Below are 14,533 nucleotides of genomic sequence, written 5' to 3'. Positions count from 1 at the left end.
CGGCTATCTCTTGCACATTGGCTTTCAGCATACGCCAACTCTCTGGGGAACAAGACAACAGCTTACTCTTTCCCGTCATCAAATTTCGATATGAGAAATAATAATTACAGAATATCTTACAGTCCGCTGTCTCCAAAGTCAAGTGTACTGCTGCCTATAACCAAACCTCTATCGAAGTATATTCAAGGAAGCTAGACCGCGAATAAAGGGAGGTTAGGTTTCAACATTGAAATTAACTAGTTCTGCATGAAACTTCATGAATTTCAATGTTATAATTATCAATCTTTAGAAATGAGCGTCGGAGAAGATTCCAAAGAGTCCCAGCTATCCTGGTGAAGCATCTCCAGCTGCGCTTCGATCAATGTCTTGAATCTTGTTCTATAGATGGAAGCCTGCTTCTTCAACTCCTCGGTTTCCAGCGCGATCTTTCTCGACTTCGCCAGCGATTCGTTGATGATGCGGTCCGCGTTCTTCTCCGCTTCCTTGATGATCAGCTGCGCTTCCTTCTTTGCGTTCGATTTGACTTCATCCGCCGCTTCCTGTGCCACAATGATCGTCTTGGAAAGCGTCTCTTCGATGTTGGAGAAATGCCCGAGCTTCTCAGACATCGATTGCATTTGGGATTGCAGTTCTTTATTTTCGCGGATGAGCGCCTCATAATCTTTAATGATTTGGTCTAAAAATTCGTTAACCTCATCCTCGTCGTAACCGCGAAGTCGTCTGCTGAACTCTTTGTTGTGAATATCGAGCGGCGTTAACGGCATAGAAGCACCTCCTGAGTACTGTAAAATATGAGCGATATGCAGCTTGCAATTTAGTTCGACGCGTTCCGCGCGATTCCTTCTTTATTACACAAATTTCCCGATTTTTAGACGAATGCGCCCCTTCTTCGACAACCCTTCAACGGCCAACAGCTTAAATCTCCCGAACCCTTGAAGAGAGACAACGTCCCCTTCGGTTAATTGACGGGACGGATTGTCTTCCAGCTTCCAATTTACTTTGCAGCGGCCGTTCTGGATCGGAGGCAGCACTTTCGCTCGGGAAAGCCGCGTTACTTCGCTGACGACCCCATCCAACCGAAGTGACGCCACAGTGCAAAACATCTCGTCCAACTGCTGCGCGGCCGGCCGAAGCCGGCCGGCGGGCAAATCTTCCGTCTGCACCCTGACACGCCCCACCTGTGAAAGGTGCAAAGAGAAGAAAGGCGCCATTTCCTCAGCAACGAGAATATGGCAGCCCCATTGATGCACATGGATATCTCCGATTTTGTCGCGCTTGACGCCTAACCCCAGCAAAGCACCCAAGTAATCGCCGTGCTGCAATTCGATTACACCCGGGTCGCCGCTTGTTATTGAGAGCACGTCGATGCCGATCGGCTCATACTGAAGATCTGCGTAACCGGGCGCTACGATGGCTCTCATCCGTTCCGCTTCTTCATAACCGCCGTCAAGGCGCAGCGCAACTCCGCCGTCGCGACCGGCCAATGCGGAAAGTATGTATGCCTGCCTCGGATCCAAAAAATCGGTTCTCTTCGTTTTGTGGTGCCGTGATGCGTCCTCCACCCATTCGGCCGCCTTATCGACGAGCGGCTTTTCGTCGGGATGGAAATGTTCGTACAACTGCGGTTTCATCTTATCACAGAAGCCATCCGATGATCGCAAAGATGCCCATCTTTACAAATTGCAGGGCAAAAATCGCCACGATCGGAGAAATGTCGATTACGCCGCCGATGGCGGGAATGAAACGGCGGAACGGGGATAAATACGGTTCCACAAACCGTCCCAGCAATTTACCGACAAAGCTGTCCCTCGCGTTAGGCACCCAAGAAAGCAGCACGTACGCGATGATCATATAAAAATAGATGGTGTAAATGACATCGACGAATTGCAAAATTTGATATTCTAAGGCTATATTTCCAGCCAAAGGTGAACCACCTCTCCAAGATGATGATGATGATGATATTATGCGTTGTCGTTTACCATATCCGTTATTGTTCCTTGAATTTCCACCGAATCCGGCGTACACAGGAAAATATTCGGACCGACCTTGGAAATCGCGCCGTTAAGCGCGTACACCGTGCCGCTCAGAAAATCGACGATGCGCATCGCTTGCTCCGGCCGCACGCGCTGCAAATTCACAAGCACTCCCTTGCGCATGCGAAGATGATCGGCGATGTCTTGCGTCTCTTCGTAGTTTCTCGGCTCGCATAACACAAGCTTCGATGTTTTCTGGGAGTGCAAGCTTACAACGTTATTTTTAACTTTACGGACTTCCCCGGCGTGTTCTTCGGGTTCCCCATTAGTATCATACGCTTGTTCCCGTTCGATAATTTCCTCTTCTTCCTGCAAGCCCAAAAAATTCATAAAACGGTTCATTACACCCATGCGATTCCCCTCCAGCTCTTTATCCATCTTTACCCACCAGCACGGACCCTAAACGAATCCATGTCGCTCCTTCTTCGATTGCAATTTCGAAATCGTTGGACATGCCCATCGACAAATGCGTCAACGGTTTGCCATATGCCATCCGTTCGTTGGCCTCGTCCCTCAGTCTGCGCAATTCCCGGAACACCGGCCTCGTAAGCTCCGCGTTCTCCTCGTGAGGAGCCATCGTCATGAGTCCTACCGCTTCAATATTGGGAAATTCGGCGATCTGTTTTAGAAAAACAAACAGCTCCCGAGGCGGCAAGCCGAACTTTGTGTCCTCACCCGAGACGTTCAGCTGAACGAAACAAGGAATGACTAGACCAAGCTTTGCGGCCTTCTTCTGGATTTCTTCGGCGAGCGACAACCTGTCCAACGAATGTACATAGTGAAATTTCCCGATGACGTCCTTCACTTTGTTCGTTTGCAGGTGACCGATAAAATGCCACGTGCCATGACCGTACGCTCCGATATGTTCCCACTTATCTTTGGCGTCTTGCCAACGATTTTCACCGACGTGAGTCAATCCCGACTGTAATGCTTCCCTTGTTCGCTCCAGTGACACGTACTTTGTGACGGCAATGACATTCACATCGTTCCGGTCGCGTCCGCTTCGAGCGCAAGCGTTCCCGATGCGGAGCTGCACTTCTGCGATTGCTTGCTGCAGCGGTTGCGTCATCCCGATGTCACCTCTTCCCGTATTGCAATCCATGCAGCCATTCTGCCTGTTTTCCCGCCTTCCTTCCGGTGCGAAAAGAACAAGTCCGTATGACAACTTGTGCAGTACCCTGTTATTTCGATACGGTTCGCCAAAATTCCTGCTTTTGCTATTTTTTTTGCATTATATTTCGACAAATTCAGCATATACTTGCCCGGGACGGATGCGGGAACGAACACGTCCCCGGAAATTTCTCCGGCCGCTTTCACTTGATCGATCACATAATCGTCGACTTCGTAGCAGCAAGAACCGATGGAAGGCCCGACGGCGGCCGCCATTCGGGAAGGATCGGAGCCGAATATGCTGCGCATCGCTTCGACCGTCTTCCCTGCGACATCCGCAACGGAACCCCTCCAGCCCGCATGCGCAATGCCGATTGCCCGATGATCGGGGTCGACGAACCACAACGGGACGCAATCGGCGAAGAAAGCCGTTAACATGATGCCGGGCTCTTTCGTTATAAGGCCGTCTTTTGCTGCTATGGCGTCTTCGCGGCTCATTTTTCCCGCACCCCGATGCTCTTTCGTCACTATGCCTATATCGCTGCCGTGCACCTGCTCCGCGCACGTCCATGCATCGAATTCAAACCCCGCGGCGGAGGCCGTACGAATGCGGTTGGCGGCAACGTCTTCCGGAGCGTCGCCGACGTGAAGGGCACAATTGAGCGTATTCCAAGGCTCCCGGCTCACTCCTCCGCGACGGGTCGTAAATCCGGCGCTCAGCCACGGAAATCGTTCCATCCATTCGTTCAGGAACAACACTGAACAATCGGTATTCCGTTCCCCGTGAGCGAAAGGTTCACTATTCATACGTGTGTTTGCCATTCGCGTTCCCCTCCCGTTTGAAAACCCGGTAGATCTGCTCATTAGTTTAGCACAAAAAGAACCGGCATACGAACAGGAGCACGGCCTAAGCCCCCCTCGTCCGTACACCGGATTAACGATCGATATAAACACGTTACCGGTACACGTCCCGGTCCCGGTCCCGTTCGCGTTCCCTGTCATAACGGTCCCGATCCCGATCCCGATCTCGTTCCCGTTCCCGATAGCTTTTCGGTTCGGCATCGTCTTCGCCCGGTCTGTACGCCCGCGGATCATCCATCCTCACGAGCACGACGTCCGCCCCGATCTTCACAATCGAACGCCATGGAATCACGAGGTCGGCGCCGCCGCCGAAAAACCCGAAAAACCTTGCCGGACTCGGCACGACGATCGAGTCGATCCGCCCGCCCCGCAAATCGAGCTCCAAATCGCTGATTTGTCCAAGCTTTCTGCCGTCGACGATATTAATGACATCCTTCGTTTGAAAGTCCGAAATTTTCATTTAAGCCTCACCACGCAACTTAGGTTTGGCGCGGTATATCCGCCTATCTTTACACTATATGCTTCGGTTTACTAAAAAGTGTCCCTCTTTGCGGACAATTGCCGCTGTTGTTCGAGCCGCATAAAAAACATGCCCGAGACGCCGGCGTTTACCGGCATGTCGGGCATCGATAATCGTATTATGTTTTCACATGCTTTTGCATTTGATTGATTGCGGATTTTTCAAGCCTCGACACTTGCGCCTGCGAAATGCCGATCTCTTCGGCCACTTCCATCTGCGTTTTCCCTTCGAAAAACCGCATGGAAAGTATCATCTTCTCGCGCTCGTTAAGCTTGCGCATCGCTTCACGCAATGCAATTTCCTCAATCCAGGAAACGTCCTTGCTTCTGTCGTCGCTGATTTGATCCATTACATAAATCGGATCGCCGCCGTCCTGATAAATCGGCTCGAAGAGCGATACCGGATCTTGAATCGCATCTAGCGCAAATACGACATCCTCCTTCGGTACGTTCAATTCCCTCGATATTTCAAGAATGGTTGGTTCGCGGGAATTTTTGTTCGTCAAGCTGTCCCGCACCTGCAGCGCCTTATAAGCGATGTCACGAAGCGACCGGGATACGCGAATCGGGTTATTGTCCCGCAAATACCGCCGAATCTCGCCGATAATCATGGGTACGGCGTATGTCGAGAACTTGACGTTCTGGCCTAAATCGAAGTTGTCGATCGCTTTCATCAAGCCGATGCAACCCACTTGGAACAGGTCGTCAACGAATTCGCCACGGTTGTTGAACCGCTGAATGACGCTAAGCACCAGACGCAGGTTTCCGTTGACCAGTTTCTCCCTAGCGGAACGTTCATTGTTCTGCTGGAGTGCGACAAACAGTTCGCGCATCTCGGCGTTGGTCAACACCGGCAGTTTTGAAGTATCCACACCACAAATCTCAACTTTGTTGCGGGTCATTGCTGTAAATACCTCCCAAGGAGAGACGTTACGAGTCAGTATCTCCGAGGGATGAGAGAATATTCTTGAACGAATCCAACGAAAAAGTCAAGTGCTGGGCATCGGGTAAAAACGTTGATTTCACACCATTTTGTTAAACTCTTTACGGAGCCGTTTGATAATTCGCTTTTCCAACCGCGAAATGTACGATTGCGAGATTCCGAGCATATCCGCCACGTCTTTCTGCGTCTTTTCTTCTCCGTCCTGCAGTCCGAACCTGAGCTCCATGATGATCCGTTCCCGTTCGGTCAATTTATCGAGAGCCTTCTGAAGCAGCTTGCGGTCCACTTGTTCTTCGATATTTCGGTAGATCGTATCGTTCTCCGTACCCAATACGTCGGAAAGCAGAAGCTCGTTTCCGTCCCAGTCGATGTTCAGCGGCTCGTCGAACGACACTTCCGTGCGAAGCTTGCTGTTTCTGCGCAAATACATAAGAATTTCGTTCTCAATGCATCTGGATGCATACGTCGCCAGTTTGATGCGTTTTTCCGGGTCGAACGTATTGACCGCCTTGATCAGGCCGATCGTGCCGATCGACACCAAGTCCTCGATATTGATTCCCGTATTTTCAAACTTCCTCGCTATGTATACGACCAGACGCAAATTCCGTTCGATGAGCATCGCGCGTATCGCGGCATCGCCGGTCGTAAGCTTGCCGAGCAAGTACTCCTCTTCTTCTCGGGTGAGGGGCGGAGGAAGGGCTTCGCTGCCGCCTATATAATAAATTTCTTCGCTCTTTAAGCGAAGCAAGAACAATAAGCGGTAGTACCATATCGTCATCATAAGCTTCCATTTCAGCAGCATACATGTTCCCCCTCGGAATCTTGTGTTGCATGTCCGGTTCCGTCCTCATCCTACCAAAGCCGGATGCACGATCGCTTGATAGGCTCCTTCCGAACTGAGTTGTCCTCCGTCCAGACCGATCAGCACTTTGTCGACTTCCGTCCGCGTACCGCTTCGTATTATCGTTACGGTGTCCGGTTTAAGCGCCAGCATAAATCGGCTTCGTCCGTTAATTCCCCTGTAAGGCACGAGCCGTATACGATCCCGCCATGGAAACGTCTCGCGTTCTCCTTCTTCATCCAATCGCAAAATGATGGCATCGGCTTCCCCCGAACGGATCGCTTCGAGCCACTCCTCCGGCACGAACCGTCCCCACAAGGATGCTTCCATAACCATGACAGGCGTACGCGTCAGCGGGTCATACAAGTGATTTCCCGTGTCGATCAGTCCTTGGCATCGGATCGTTGTCTCGTCGATGGTCACTTCCACTTCCGTCAGAAACTGCGCTTTCGTCTCGCGCCGCTTCGCCCCGGAGTGAACGAACCGGAACCACAGTATGCCGAGGACGGCCATAAATAACACGAACCACATACTGATGCCAAGTGTATGCATAGCTCCGCCGGTTTGCGAGAATACGATCCCGTTTACAATGTCGTTGGGCGAGCGCGTGACATAGTGAATGCCCAATATCGTTCCCGCAGCCGCGAAGTTAACGCCGTAGAATGCCGCCAACGTTCCGCCGAATCGGCCTAAAGTTTTATAGCCGAAAGCCGTCATAATCATGGCGGCGGAAAATAAACATTTTACTACAAACGTGTAAAAAAAAGATAACGCCGGTATGAACATCATGATCACATACGAAGCGCCGATGAGCGAAGCGAATCCGACTCGCCATAGGTTCGGCTTAATTTTGCGCACGTGCGCCGTTGCGAGAAGAAGTCCAAAATCGAGAACGAAGTTAGTGAGAAAAACGATATCCACGTACACGACCATAATTGACCTCGCCTCCATCCGTTGCCGGGCGAGTACCATACCGTCCACGAAAGCTAGTATAACGAAATCCTTGCCCAAAGTCTGTCTAATTGTGCTGTAAAAACATCGGTTTTTTTGTCGAATATATCGTTAGTCAGCATAACCAGCTTATTGGATAGGTTAACTCGTCTTCAAAAGCCCTTAGACAGCAAAAAAACCTCGCAGGGCGCAAAGTAAAATCGCCAAGCAAGGCTTTATTTTCCGTACTAATCGTCCAACAAGTTCTTATTACGGTTCCGCAAGAAGGTCGGAATATCCAGTTGATCTCCGCCGGCGGTATTGCCCGAATTGAACGGACGCAGGTGAGACGAGCGCTGCTCCTGATGCGGTTCAGGTGCCGCTGAAGGCTTGCGTGCCGCGGGTTGCCCCGGTTTATGTTCAAATCCGGTTGCGATGACCGTCACTTTAATTTCTTCCTTCAAGTTTTCGTCGATAATCGCGCCGAAGATCATGTTCACTTCAGGATCCGCAGCCGCGATCACGATTTCCGCCGCTTCGTTCACTTCGTACAAGCTGAGGTCGGCGCCGCCGGTAATGTTCATAATGACTCCCCGCGCGCCTTCGATGGACGTTTCGAGCAGCGGGCTCATGATCGCTTTCTTAGCCGCGTCCGCGGCCCGGTTTTCGCCGCTTGCCCGGCCGATGCCCATCAGCGCCGAACCGCGTTCGGTCATGATCGTCTTGACGTCGGCGAAGTCCAGGTTTATCAAACCGGGAACCGCGATCAAGTCGGAGATGCCTTGAACGCCCTGGCGAAGCACGTTGTCCGCTTCGCGGAATGCTTCGAGCATCGGCGTCTTCTTGTCGACGATTTCAAGCAGCCGGTCGTTCGGAATAATAATAAGCGTATCCACTTTCTCTTTCAGCGCCGCTATGCCGATTTCCGCTTGCGCTTGGCGCTTGCGTCCCTCGAAGGTGAACGGCCGGGTTACGACTCCGACGGTCAACGCTCCGCATTCGCGCGCGATTTCCGCGATAACCGGAGCCGCGCCCGTACCTGTACCGCCGCCCATTCCGGCCGTAACGAACACCATGTCCGCGCCTTTCAGCGCGTTGGTGATGATGTCGCGGGACTCCTCCGCAGCCTTCTTGCCTACATCCGGGTTTGCACCGGCACCAAGTCCTCGGGTTAATTTATCACCTATTTGCAGCTTCGCTTCGGACTTTGCCAAGTGAAGCGCTTGCGCGTCCGTATTTACAGTAATAAATTCAACGCCTTTGACGCCGTTATCGATCATGCGGTTGACCGCGTTGCTTCCGCCGCCGCCTACGCCGATCACTTTAATTTGCGCCAATTGGTCCATGTCAATGTCAAATTCCAACATGCTAAAGTCTCCCCCTTGCCACTAAATAAACTCGTTGAACCAATTTTTGAACCGTTCGATCAGACCCGGCTTGTCCGGCGAAGCCGATTTACGGCCGGGCGCTTTCTTAACGGAGACCATGCTTCTTGAGCGCAGATACTTGGCGACGTAAGGAATGATGCCGACGCCGCTTGCATATGCGGGATCGCGCACGCCGACGTAATCGGGAATCGCAATGCGAACCGAAGTGTCCAATACCGACTGCGCAACCTGCAGGATCGCGGGCATCGATGCGGCGCCTCCGGTCAACACGTAACCTCCGGGCAAATCCCCGTTCGGCTTCAACCGCTTGACTTCCGCCTTAATCAGTTCGAATATTTCCTGAACCCTGGGCTCGATGATACTGGCCAAATCCACTTGCGAAAATTCTTTCTCAACGTTCGAACCGATGCGGGTCACTTTGAAAGTCTGATCCTCGGCGGCGTCTTCGATAAATGCGCAGCCGTACTTTAATTTGATCTTCTCGGCAATCTCGAACTGCGTGCGCAGCCCGATGGAGATATCGTTCGTAATAAACTCTCCGCCGATCGGCAGCGTGGAAGTGGCTGTCAAATTGCCGCCTTGGAAGACGGAAATCGTAGTTGCGCCGGCGCCGATATCCACAAGCACCGTGCCCAGCTGCTTCTCGTCTTTGGACAGCGCCATGTATCCGGTTGCCAAAGGCATCAAGATGAGGCCGGCAACTTTGAGATCAGCCTTCTCCACGCATCTGATCAAGTTATGTATCGAAGTCTTTGCTCCGGTGATGACCGTCGCTTCGACTTCCAAGCGGACCCCGATCATGCCCCGCGGATCTTGTATGCCTTCCAAGCCGTCAACGATATATTGCTTCGGAACGATTCCGATTATTTCACGTTCGGGCGGAAGGGCGATCACCTTCGCCGCCTGCAGCACCCGTTCGATATCTTCCGTGCTGATCTCCCGGTCTTCGTTCGAAACCGCGACTACGCCGTGGCTGGATTGCAATTGGATATGGTTCCCGGAAATACCGACGAACACTTCTGAAATTTGAACGCCGACCATCCGCTCGGAATGGTCCACCGCGCTTTTAATCGATTGCACCGTCTGATCTATATCAACGATGGCTCCTTTACGAATTCCTTCGGAATCGACGGAGCCGACACCGACGATATTAATGGAGCCGCCCGTCACTTCTCCAATGATGGCGCGGACTTTGGATGTCCCGATGTCCAAGCTCACAATGATGTCGTTGCCGCTCAAAGCGTTGGCACCTCCCGCAATTGTAAAGACTGATGGCTGAAACAGACTAGAACTGTATACTTATTCAACATGAGACTGCTTTTCCCTCTTTTTCACCTTTCAATTTATACAGGTTTTTCATGGAATTTGCCGTATTTGCGCGGGATAAGTCGCCAAAACCCATACTTTCAATTCTAACATGTTATAAATCTATTGAATAGTCTCTTTTTCCAATTCCGTATCTTCGCTAGAATCCGGGGACTGCGCCTGCTCGAAAGTTTCCCCGTGATCCGTTTCCAGCAATACGATGCGTCCCGTCGTTCTGCCGCTGCTTTTCATCTCATATACATAATCGTCAAGGAGAGAAATTTTTTCGGCCAAATATGAAATACGCGTAATAACTTCGTAATGCGATCTTGTGTAGATCAATATCCGGTCGTTATAGCTTTGTTTCGGGCTCGGGCGAATTTCCGACACGTCCGACAACAGCTCGGGCGCAATCGTTCCCAGCACCCGGCAAAGACTCTTCTTCAGCTTGTCGTCTTCCCATCCGGTCAGAAGCGGCCGCGGCGCCGCGTTCATGCTTTCCGCATAAGCGACGGAGAATCCGTTGGATAACAGTCCGACAAGAGCCCCTTCGGCATTCAGTTCCAATGCGACGACAGGATATTCTTTAACCGAAATTTCAACGCTGCCCGGAAACCGTTTGACCACGGTCGCTGAATCCACGACTTGCAGCAGTTCGATTCTCCGCTCCATCTCCCGGGCGCCGACGGCAAAGAAATGGTCTCCCGGTTTTATCCCCGCCGCCTCCAAAATGTCCGCCTCGGACAGCAGCCGGTACCCTTGCACCTCGAGCCTGTGGATCTTGCTGAAGGAGGATTGAAAGAACAGCACGCCCATCAACGATATAAAAAACACGAAAAGCAGGAATAACAGCTTCCTGTTCCCTCTTCGCCGCGGACGCGTCTCGCGAACGACCGGCATAGATTGAAGCTGACTCACGGAAAACACCACCTTATAGCTTCACGGTGTCTTGATAAGGTACACTTGTCCAAATGGAGGAAAAACAGGAGTCCCTCCCATAGCCTGGGAAGGGACGCGAAATGTGAGGACAGTAAATGTGTTACAAAGCGATTCGATCTTGAGACAGCGTTACCGTTCGTTCGATCTGGCCGCCTAGACTGTTGAACGTATTCTCAATCGATTCGTAACCGCGGTCGATATGATGAATTTGATCGATGACCGTTCGGCCTTTCGCGGCCAAGCCCGCGATTACCAACGCTGCGCCGGCCCGCAAATCGGTCGCTTCGACCGATGCTCCGTACAATCGTGGTACGCCTCTGATTAGAGCGGAATTGCCGTCCATCCGGATGTCGGCTCCCATAGCGCATAACTCATGCACATGTTTATACCGGCCCTCGAACACGGTCTCCTTCATCACGCTTAAGCCGTCGGCGAGCGAGAGCAGCACCATCATTTGGGCCTGCAAATCGGTAGGAAACGAAGGATACGGGCTCGTAACGATTCTCTCAACCGCTCGCGGACGCCCAGCTCCGCTAACGTTCATTATATCATCGTCGATCGCGATTTGAACACCCGCTCTGCGAAGGACATGTATGACCGACGTGAGATGTCCGGGCACGACGCCTTCCAGCGTAATATTCCCTTTCGTCGCCGCGGCCGCGACCATCAGCGTGCCCGTTACAATCCGGTCCGGGATGATTTTATGCACGCAAGGGGACAGCTTCTTGACCCCTTCGATGGTAATCGTATCCGTGCCCGCGCCGATGATCTTCGAGCCCATTTTGTTCAAAAACTGCTGCAAATCCCAAATCTCCGGCTCTCTCGCCGCGTTCGATATCGTTGTAATGCCCTCCGCAGTGACCGCAGCCATCATAATGTTTTCCGTAGCCCCGACGCTCGGAAAATCGAGAAGTACATCGGCCCCTTTCAGCTTTGCCGCGCGGCATTCGATCCGGTTTCCGGATTCGGTTATCGTTGCTCCAAGCGCTTGCAAGCCTCTTAAATGGAGGTCGATTTTCCGTTCTCCGATCGCGCAGCCTCCGGGCTGGTACACGGTCACTTCCCCGAATCGCGCGAGAAGCGGCCCCATGAGAAAAATAGAAGAGCGCATCTTGTTCATTAACGCCTCGGGAATTTCGGAAGAGCGAACCGTCGAAGCGTCGACCGCCGCCGACATGCCGGAATAGGACGCACGAGCGCCAAGTGCGCGTAATATATCCAGCATCACATGGATGTCCAGCAAATCGGGCACATTTTCGATATTTACTTTGCCATCCGCCAGCAAGCTGGCGGCAAGAATCGGCAGCGCCGCGTTCTTTGCTCCTTCGATGCGTGCCGTTCCTTGTAAAGGCCGCCCGCCTTCAATCACCAGTTTCTCCAATGTTCCACCTCCGGAATTAGCGCTCGCCCACCTCCAACACTTCCGGAACCAATCGAATACCGAACTTCTGTTCAACGGTTTGTTGGATCAGTTTCATTAAGGCAAGCACATCTTCCGCCGTTGCGTTCCCGGTGTTAACGATAAAATTGGCGTGTAACTCGGATATTTCCGCGCCGCCTACGCGCGTGCCTTTCATACCGGCTTCTTCGATCAGCTTCGCGGCAAACGTGCCTTCCGGATTGCGGAACACGCTGCCCGCGCACGGCTCCGTAAAGGGCTGCGTACGGAGCCGCCGTTCCTTGTAGGCCGCGATGGCGCCGGCAATTTCCAACCGGTTCCCGTGCGCGAGTGCAAATACGGCTTCCGTTACGACCGCACGAGTCCCTTGCAATGCCGAATGCCGGTAACCGAAACGGAAATCTTCCGCGTTCCACACCGCCAATTGTCCGTCTTCCAACACCACTTCGGCGGATTTCAGAATGCGTGAAACGTCAGAACCGTGCGCCCCCGCGTTCATATAGACGGCGCCGCCTACGCTGCCTGGAATACCCCCTGCGAATTCCATGCCGGCGAGTCCTTCTCTGCCTGTCATGAGGGAAAGCTTGATGAACGAATACGCTCCCCCGGCGATGACCAGAGTGTCTTCAAACCTGACGTAGTCGAACGCTTTCCCAAGCTTGATGACGATCCCGGAAATGCCTTTGTCGGATACGAGTAAGTTCGAACCGCGCCCGATCGTCGTCCAAGGAACATTGCGCTCCGCGGCGATACGGATCGTTTCCGCGAGCTCCCGCTTGCCCTTCGGGACAACGAGGACGTCGCACGGCCCTCCTATTTTCCAAGTCGTATGAGGAGCCAGCGGTTCATTCGGATAAATGTCCCCGACTTCGGAACCACGCAGTTGCTCAATGAGCTGCTTCACGGGTCGTACCTCCTTGCTATGATTGCTTGTGGGAAAGCCTTGCTGGTTTTGCTTCCCGGTCGTTCATCAAGAAGCATGGCGCTAACAACTCTGACGGTTCAGTCATGCGATATAGTATGTTCCGTCCGAAGAGAGTGTGACAGTAGCCCATAAGACTTTCCTTCAATATGGAAAAAAGCCCAAGGCCGGACCGGCCCGATGCGTCACCGGGAATAGCGGGACACGTTCAATAATATGCCGATCGCCGTCAATAACAACGTGAGCGACGATCCACCGGCCGATATGAGCGGAAGCGTAATGCCCGTAACCGGCAGCATGCCGATGACTACTCCGATATTAATGAAAACTTGTACCGCAAAAATGCCGATAATGCCGACCGCCAGCAAACTGCCGAACGTATCGGGCGCCGTGATCGCGGTGCGCATGCCGCGCCATACGAGCAGCAAGAACAATAACAGCACAAGCGAACCTCCGATAAATCCGAGCTCTTCGGCCACAATGGAGAAGATGAAATCCGTCTGCGGTTCCGGCAAATAGCTGTGCTTTTGACGGCTGGCGCCAAGCCCCAAACCGACGAGACCTCCCGGCCCGATCGCATATAACGATTGGATGATTTGGTATCCCGTTCCGAGCGGATCGGACCATGGATTCAGAAAACCTGTGATCCGTGCCATCCGGTAAGGAGCGGTAAGGATAAGCCCGACAAAACCCGCGACACCAACAAGAGCCAAGAAGGAAAGATGGGAGATTCTCGCTCCGGCCGTATAAATGATGATCATCGTCGACCCGACAAGCACCGCTCCGGAGCCGAGGTCCGGTTGAAGCATGATGAGCCCGAAAGCCAACCCCAGAAGTCCGAGCGGCGGCAGCAGCCCGGTCGTAAATCTCGACAGCATCGCCTGGCTTTCCGACAAAAGCTTCGCCATAAAGACGACCATGGCAAGCTTCATAAATTCCGACGGCTGTATCCCGAAACTGCCGACTCCAAGCCAGCTTTTTGCACCGCCCCGCTCGGTGCCGACAAGCAGGACGATTACGAGCAGAAAAAAACAGACGAGCAATCCGACGTTCGCATATTTTTTCAGCACCCAATAATCGAGATTCATAGCAAAATACATCGCGACGAGTCCGAGACCCGCAAAGATTAACTGCCTCTTCAAGTAGTAATACGAGTCGCCGTATTCGTGGAACGCCAATACCGCGCTCGCGCTGTACACCATTACGACGCCTATGCCAAGCAATCCTAGAGTGGCCAGCAATATGTATACGTCTGGCACGGAACGGTTTTTCGTCATTCGAGACACACCTCTTCACACTGTGGCGTAGCGGCGGCACAAGATAAAGCGGCCTTGTACAACCCC

Annotated in this window: 16 protein-coding genes and 1 other annotated feature (1 of these 17 only partly in view); all 16 genes read right to left on the bottom strand. The window is 52.6% G+C overall.

Annotated features, from left to right (window positions below; genetic code table 11):
- Positions 1–88, bottom strand: a binding site (T-box leader); it reaches 167 nt to the left of the window's first position.
- Positions 89–278: 190 nt separating this feature from the next.
- The 16 genes from JET16_RS19360 to spoVE all read right to left on the bottom strand — a co-directional run bounded on the left by JET16_RS19360 (position 279) and on the right by spoVE (position 14,467).
- Positions 279–764: a DivIVA domain-containing protein gene (locus JET16_RS19360; RefSeq protein WP_199619043.1), complete on the bottom strand. Its 486-nt coding sequence runs from the start codon at positions 762–764 to the stop codon at positions 279–281.
- Positions 765–848: 84 nt separating this feature from the next.
- Positions 849–1,631 (bottom strand): YlmH family RNA-binding protein, encoded by a 783-nt coding sequence (locus JET16_RS19355; protein WP_199619041.1) that lies wholly within the window; start codon positions 1,629–1,631, stop codon positions 849–851.
- 4 nt (positions 1,632–1,635) lie between these two features.
- Positions 1,636–1,923: a YggT family protein gene (locus JET16_RS19350; RefSeq protein ID WP_267908721.1), complete on the bottom strand. Its 288-nt coding sequence runs from the start codon at positions 1,921–1,923 to the stop codon at positions 1,636–1,638.
- A gap of 38 nt (positions 1,924–1,961) precedes the next feature.
- Positions 1,962–2,384 (bottom strand): cell division protein SepF, encoded by a 423-nt coding sequence (locus JET16_RS19345; protein WP_199619267.1) that lies wholly within the window; start codon positions 2,382–2,384, stop codon positions 1,962–1,964.
- 19 nt (positions 2,385–2,403) lie between these two features.
- Positions 2,404–3,102, bottom strand: a complete 699-nt coding sequence (locus JET16_RS19340) for a YggS family pyridoxal phosphate-dependent enzyme (protein WP_199619039.1) — start codon at positions 3,100–3,102, stop codon at positions 2,404–2,406.
- A complete protein-coding gene (pgeF, locus tag JET16_RS19335; RefSeq protein ID WP_233531906.1) occupies positions 3,099–3,965 on the bottom strand; it encodes a peptidoglycan editing factor PgeF in 867 nt (288 codons plus the stop codon). The genes JET16_RS19340 and pgeF overlap by 4 nt, the downstream gene beginning before the upstream one ends.
- Before the next feature lie 133 nt (positions 3,966–4,098).
- Positions 4,099–4,464 carry a YlmC/YmxH family sporulation protein gene (locus JET16_RS19330; RefSeq protein ID WP_199619037.1) on the bottom strand — a complete coding sequence of 122 codons (366 nt, stop codon included), beginning with the start codon at positions 4,462–4,464 and terminating at the stop codon, positions 4,099–4,101.
- A gap of 178 nt (positions 4,465–4,642) precedes the next feature.
- The gene (gene sigG, locus JET16_RS19325) at positions 4,643–5,425 is read right to left on the bottom strand and encodes an RNA polymerase sporulation sigma factor SigG (protein ID WP_199619034.1); all 783 of its coding nucleotides are present in this window, start codon (positions 5,423–5,425) and stop codon (positions 4,643–4,645) included.
- A 120-nt stretch (positions 5,426–5,545) separates the two neighbouring features.
- Positions 5,546–6,268 carry an RNA polymerase sporulation sigma factor SigE gene (sigE, locus tag JET16_RS19320; protein WP_199619031.1) on the bottom strand — a complete coding sequence of 241 codons (723 nt, stop codon included), beginning with the start codon at positions 6,266–6,268 and terminating at the stop codon, positions 5,546–5,548.
- Positions 6,269–6,313: 45 nt separating this feature from the next.
- Positions 6,314–7,240 carry a sigma-E processing peptidase SpoIIGA gene (spoIIGA, locus tag JET16_RS19315; RefSeq protein WP_199619029.1) on the bottom strand — a complete coding sequence of 309 codons (927 nt, stop codon included), beginning with the start codon at positions 7,238–7,240 and terminating at the stop codon, positions 6,314–6,316.
- A gap of 245 nt (positions 7,241–7,485) precedes the next feature.
- Positions 7,486–8,604, bottom strand: a complete 1,119-nt coding sequence (ftsZ, locus tag JET16_RS19310; protein WP_199619027.1) for a cell division protein FtsZ — start codon at positions 8,602–8,604, stop codon at positions 7,486–7,488.
- 21 nt (positions 8,605–8,625) lie between these two features.
- Complete coding sequence (gene ftsA / locus JET16_RS19305; protein WP_199619025.1) at positions 8,626–9,864, bottom strand: cell division protein FtsA; 1,239 nt, start codon at positions 9,862–9,864, stop codon at positions 8,626–8,628.
- A 189-nt stretch (positions 9,865–10,053) separates the two neighbouring features.
- Positions 10,054–10,848 (bottom strand): cell division protein FtsQ/DivIB, encoded by a 795-nt coding sequence (locus JET16_RS19300; RefSeq protein WP_199619023.1) that lies wholly within the window; start codon positions 10,846–10,848, stop codon positions 10,054–10,056.
- A gap of 121 nt (positions 10,849–10,969) precedes the next feature.
- Positions 10,970–12,250: a UDP-N-acetylglucosamine 1-carboxyvinyltransferase gene (gene murA, locus JET16_RS19295; protein ID WP_199619021.1), complete on the bottom strand. Its 1,281-nt coding sequence runs from the start codon at positions 12,248–12,250 to the stop codon at positions 10,970–10,972.
- Positions 12,251–12,266: 16 nt separating this feature from the next.
- Positions 12,267–13,172 carry a UDP-N-acetylmuramate dehydrogenase gene (murB, locus tag JET16_RS19290; protein WP_199619009.1) on the bottom strand — a complete coding sequence of 302 codons (906 nt, stop codon included), beginning with the start codon at positions 13,170–13,172 and terminating at the stop codon, positions 12,267–12,269.
- Between the two features lie 203 nt (positions 13,173–13,375).
- Positions 13,376–14,467, bottom strand: a complete 1,092-nt coding sequence (spoVE, locus tag JET16_RS19285; RefSeq protein ID WP_199619006.1) for a stage V sporulation protein E — start codon at positions 14,465–14,467, stop codon at positions 13,376–13,378.
- Positions 14,468–14,533 lie beyond the last annotated feature (66 nt).

This window comes from Paenibacillus alkalitolerans (genome assembly GCF_016482785.1).
GTDB lineage: Bacteria > Bacillota > Bacilli > Paenibacillales > YIM-B00363 > Paenibacillus_AE > Paenibacillus_AE alkalitolerans.
Note: the sequence above shows the minus strand (reverse complement) of the source record. Positions and strands in the feature narration are given on the sequence as shown.

What these genes read in the sequence shown, in the direction of transcription:
- JET16_RS19330 (WP_199619037.1), bottom strand. Translation starts at nt 4,464, where the DNA reads ATGAAAATTTCGGACTTTCAAACGAAGGATGTCATTAATATCGTCGAC.
- pgeF (WP_233531906.1), bottom strand. Translation starts at nt 3,965, where the DNA reads ATGGCAAACACACGTATGAATAGTGAACCTTTCGCTCACGGGGAACGG.
- JET16_RS19360 (WP_199619043.1), bottom strand. Translation starts at nt 764, where the DNA reads ATGCCGTTAACGCCGCTCGATATTCACAACAAAGAGTTCAGCAGACGA.
- ftsZ (WP_199619027.1), bottom strand. Translation starts at nt 8,604, where the DNA reads ATGTTGGAATTTGACATTGACATGGACCAATTGGCGCAAATTAAAGTG.
- JET16_RS19355 (WP_199619041.1), bottom strand. Translation starts at nt 1,631, where the DNA reads ATGAAACCGCAGTTGTACGAACATTTCCATCCCGACGAAAAGCCGCTC.
- JET16_RS19345 (WP_199619267.1), bottom strand. Translation starts at nt 2,384, where the DNA reads ATGGGTGTAATGAACCGTTTTATGAATTTTTTGGGCTTGCAGGAAGAA.
- JET16_RS19340 (WP_199619039.1), bottom strand. Translation starts at nt 3,102, where the DNA reads ATGACGCAACCGCTGCAGCAAGCAATCGCAGAAGTGCAGCTCCGCATC.
- spoVE (WP_199619006.1), bottom strand. Translation starts at nt 14,467, where the DNA reads ATGACGAAAAACCGTTCCGTGCCAGACGTATACATATTGCTGGCCACT.
- sigE (WP_199619031.1), bottom strand. Translation starts at nt 6,268, where the DNA reads ATGCTGCTGAAATGGAAGCTTATGATGACGATATGGTACTACCGCTTA.
- sigG (WP_199619034.1), bottom strand. Translation starts at nt 5,425, where the DNA reads ATGACCCGCAACAAAGTTGAGATTTGTGGTGTGGATACTTCAAAACTG.
- spoIIGA (WP_199619029.1), bottom strand. Translation starts at nt 7,240, where the DNA reads ATGGTCGTGTACGTGGATATCGTTTTTCTCACTAACTTCGTTCTCGAT.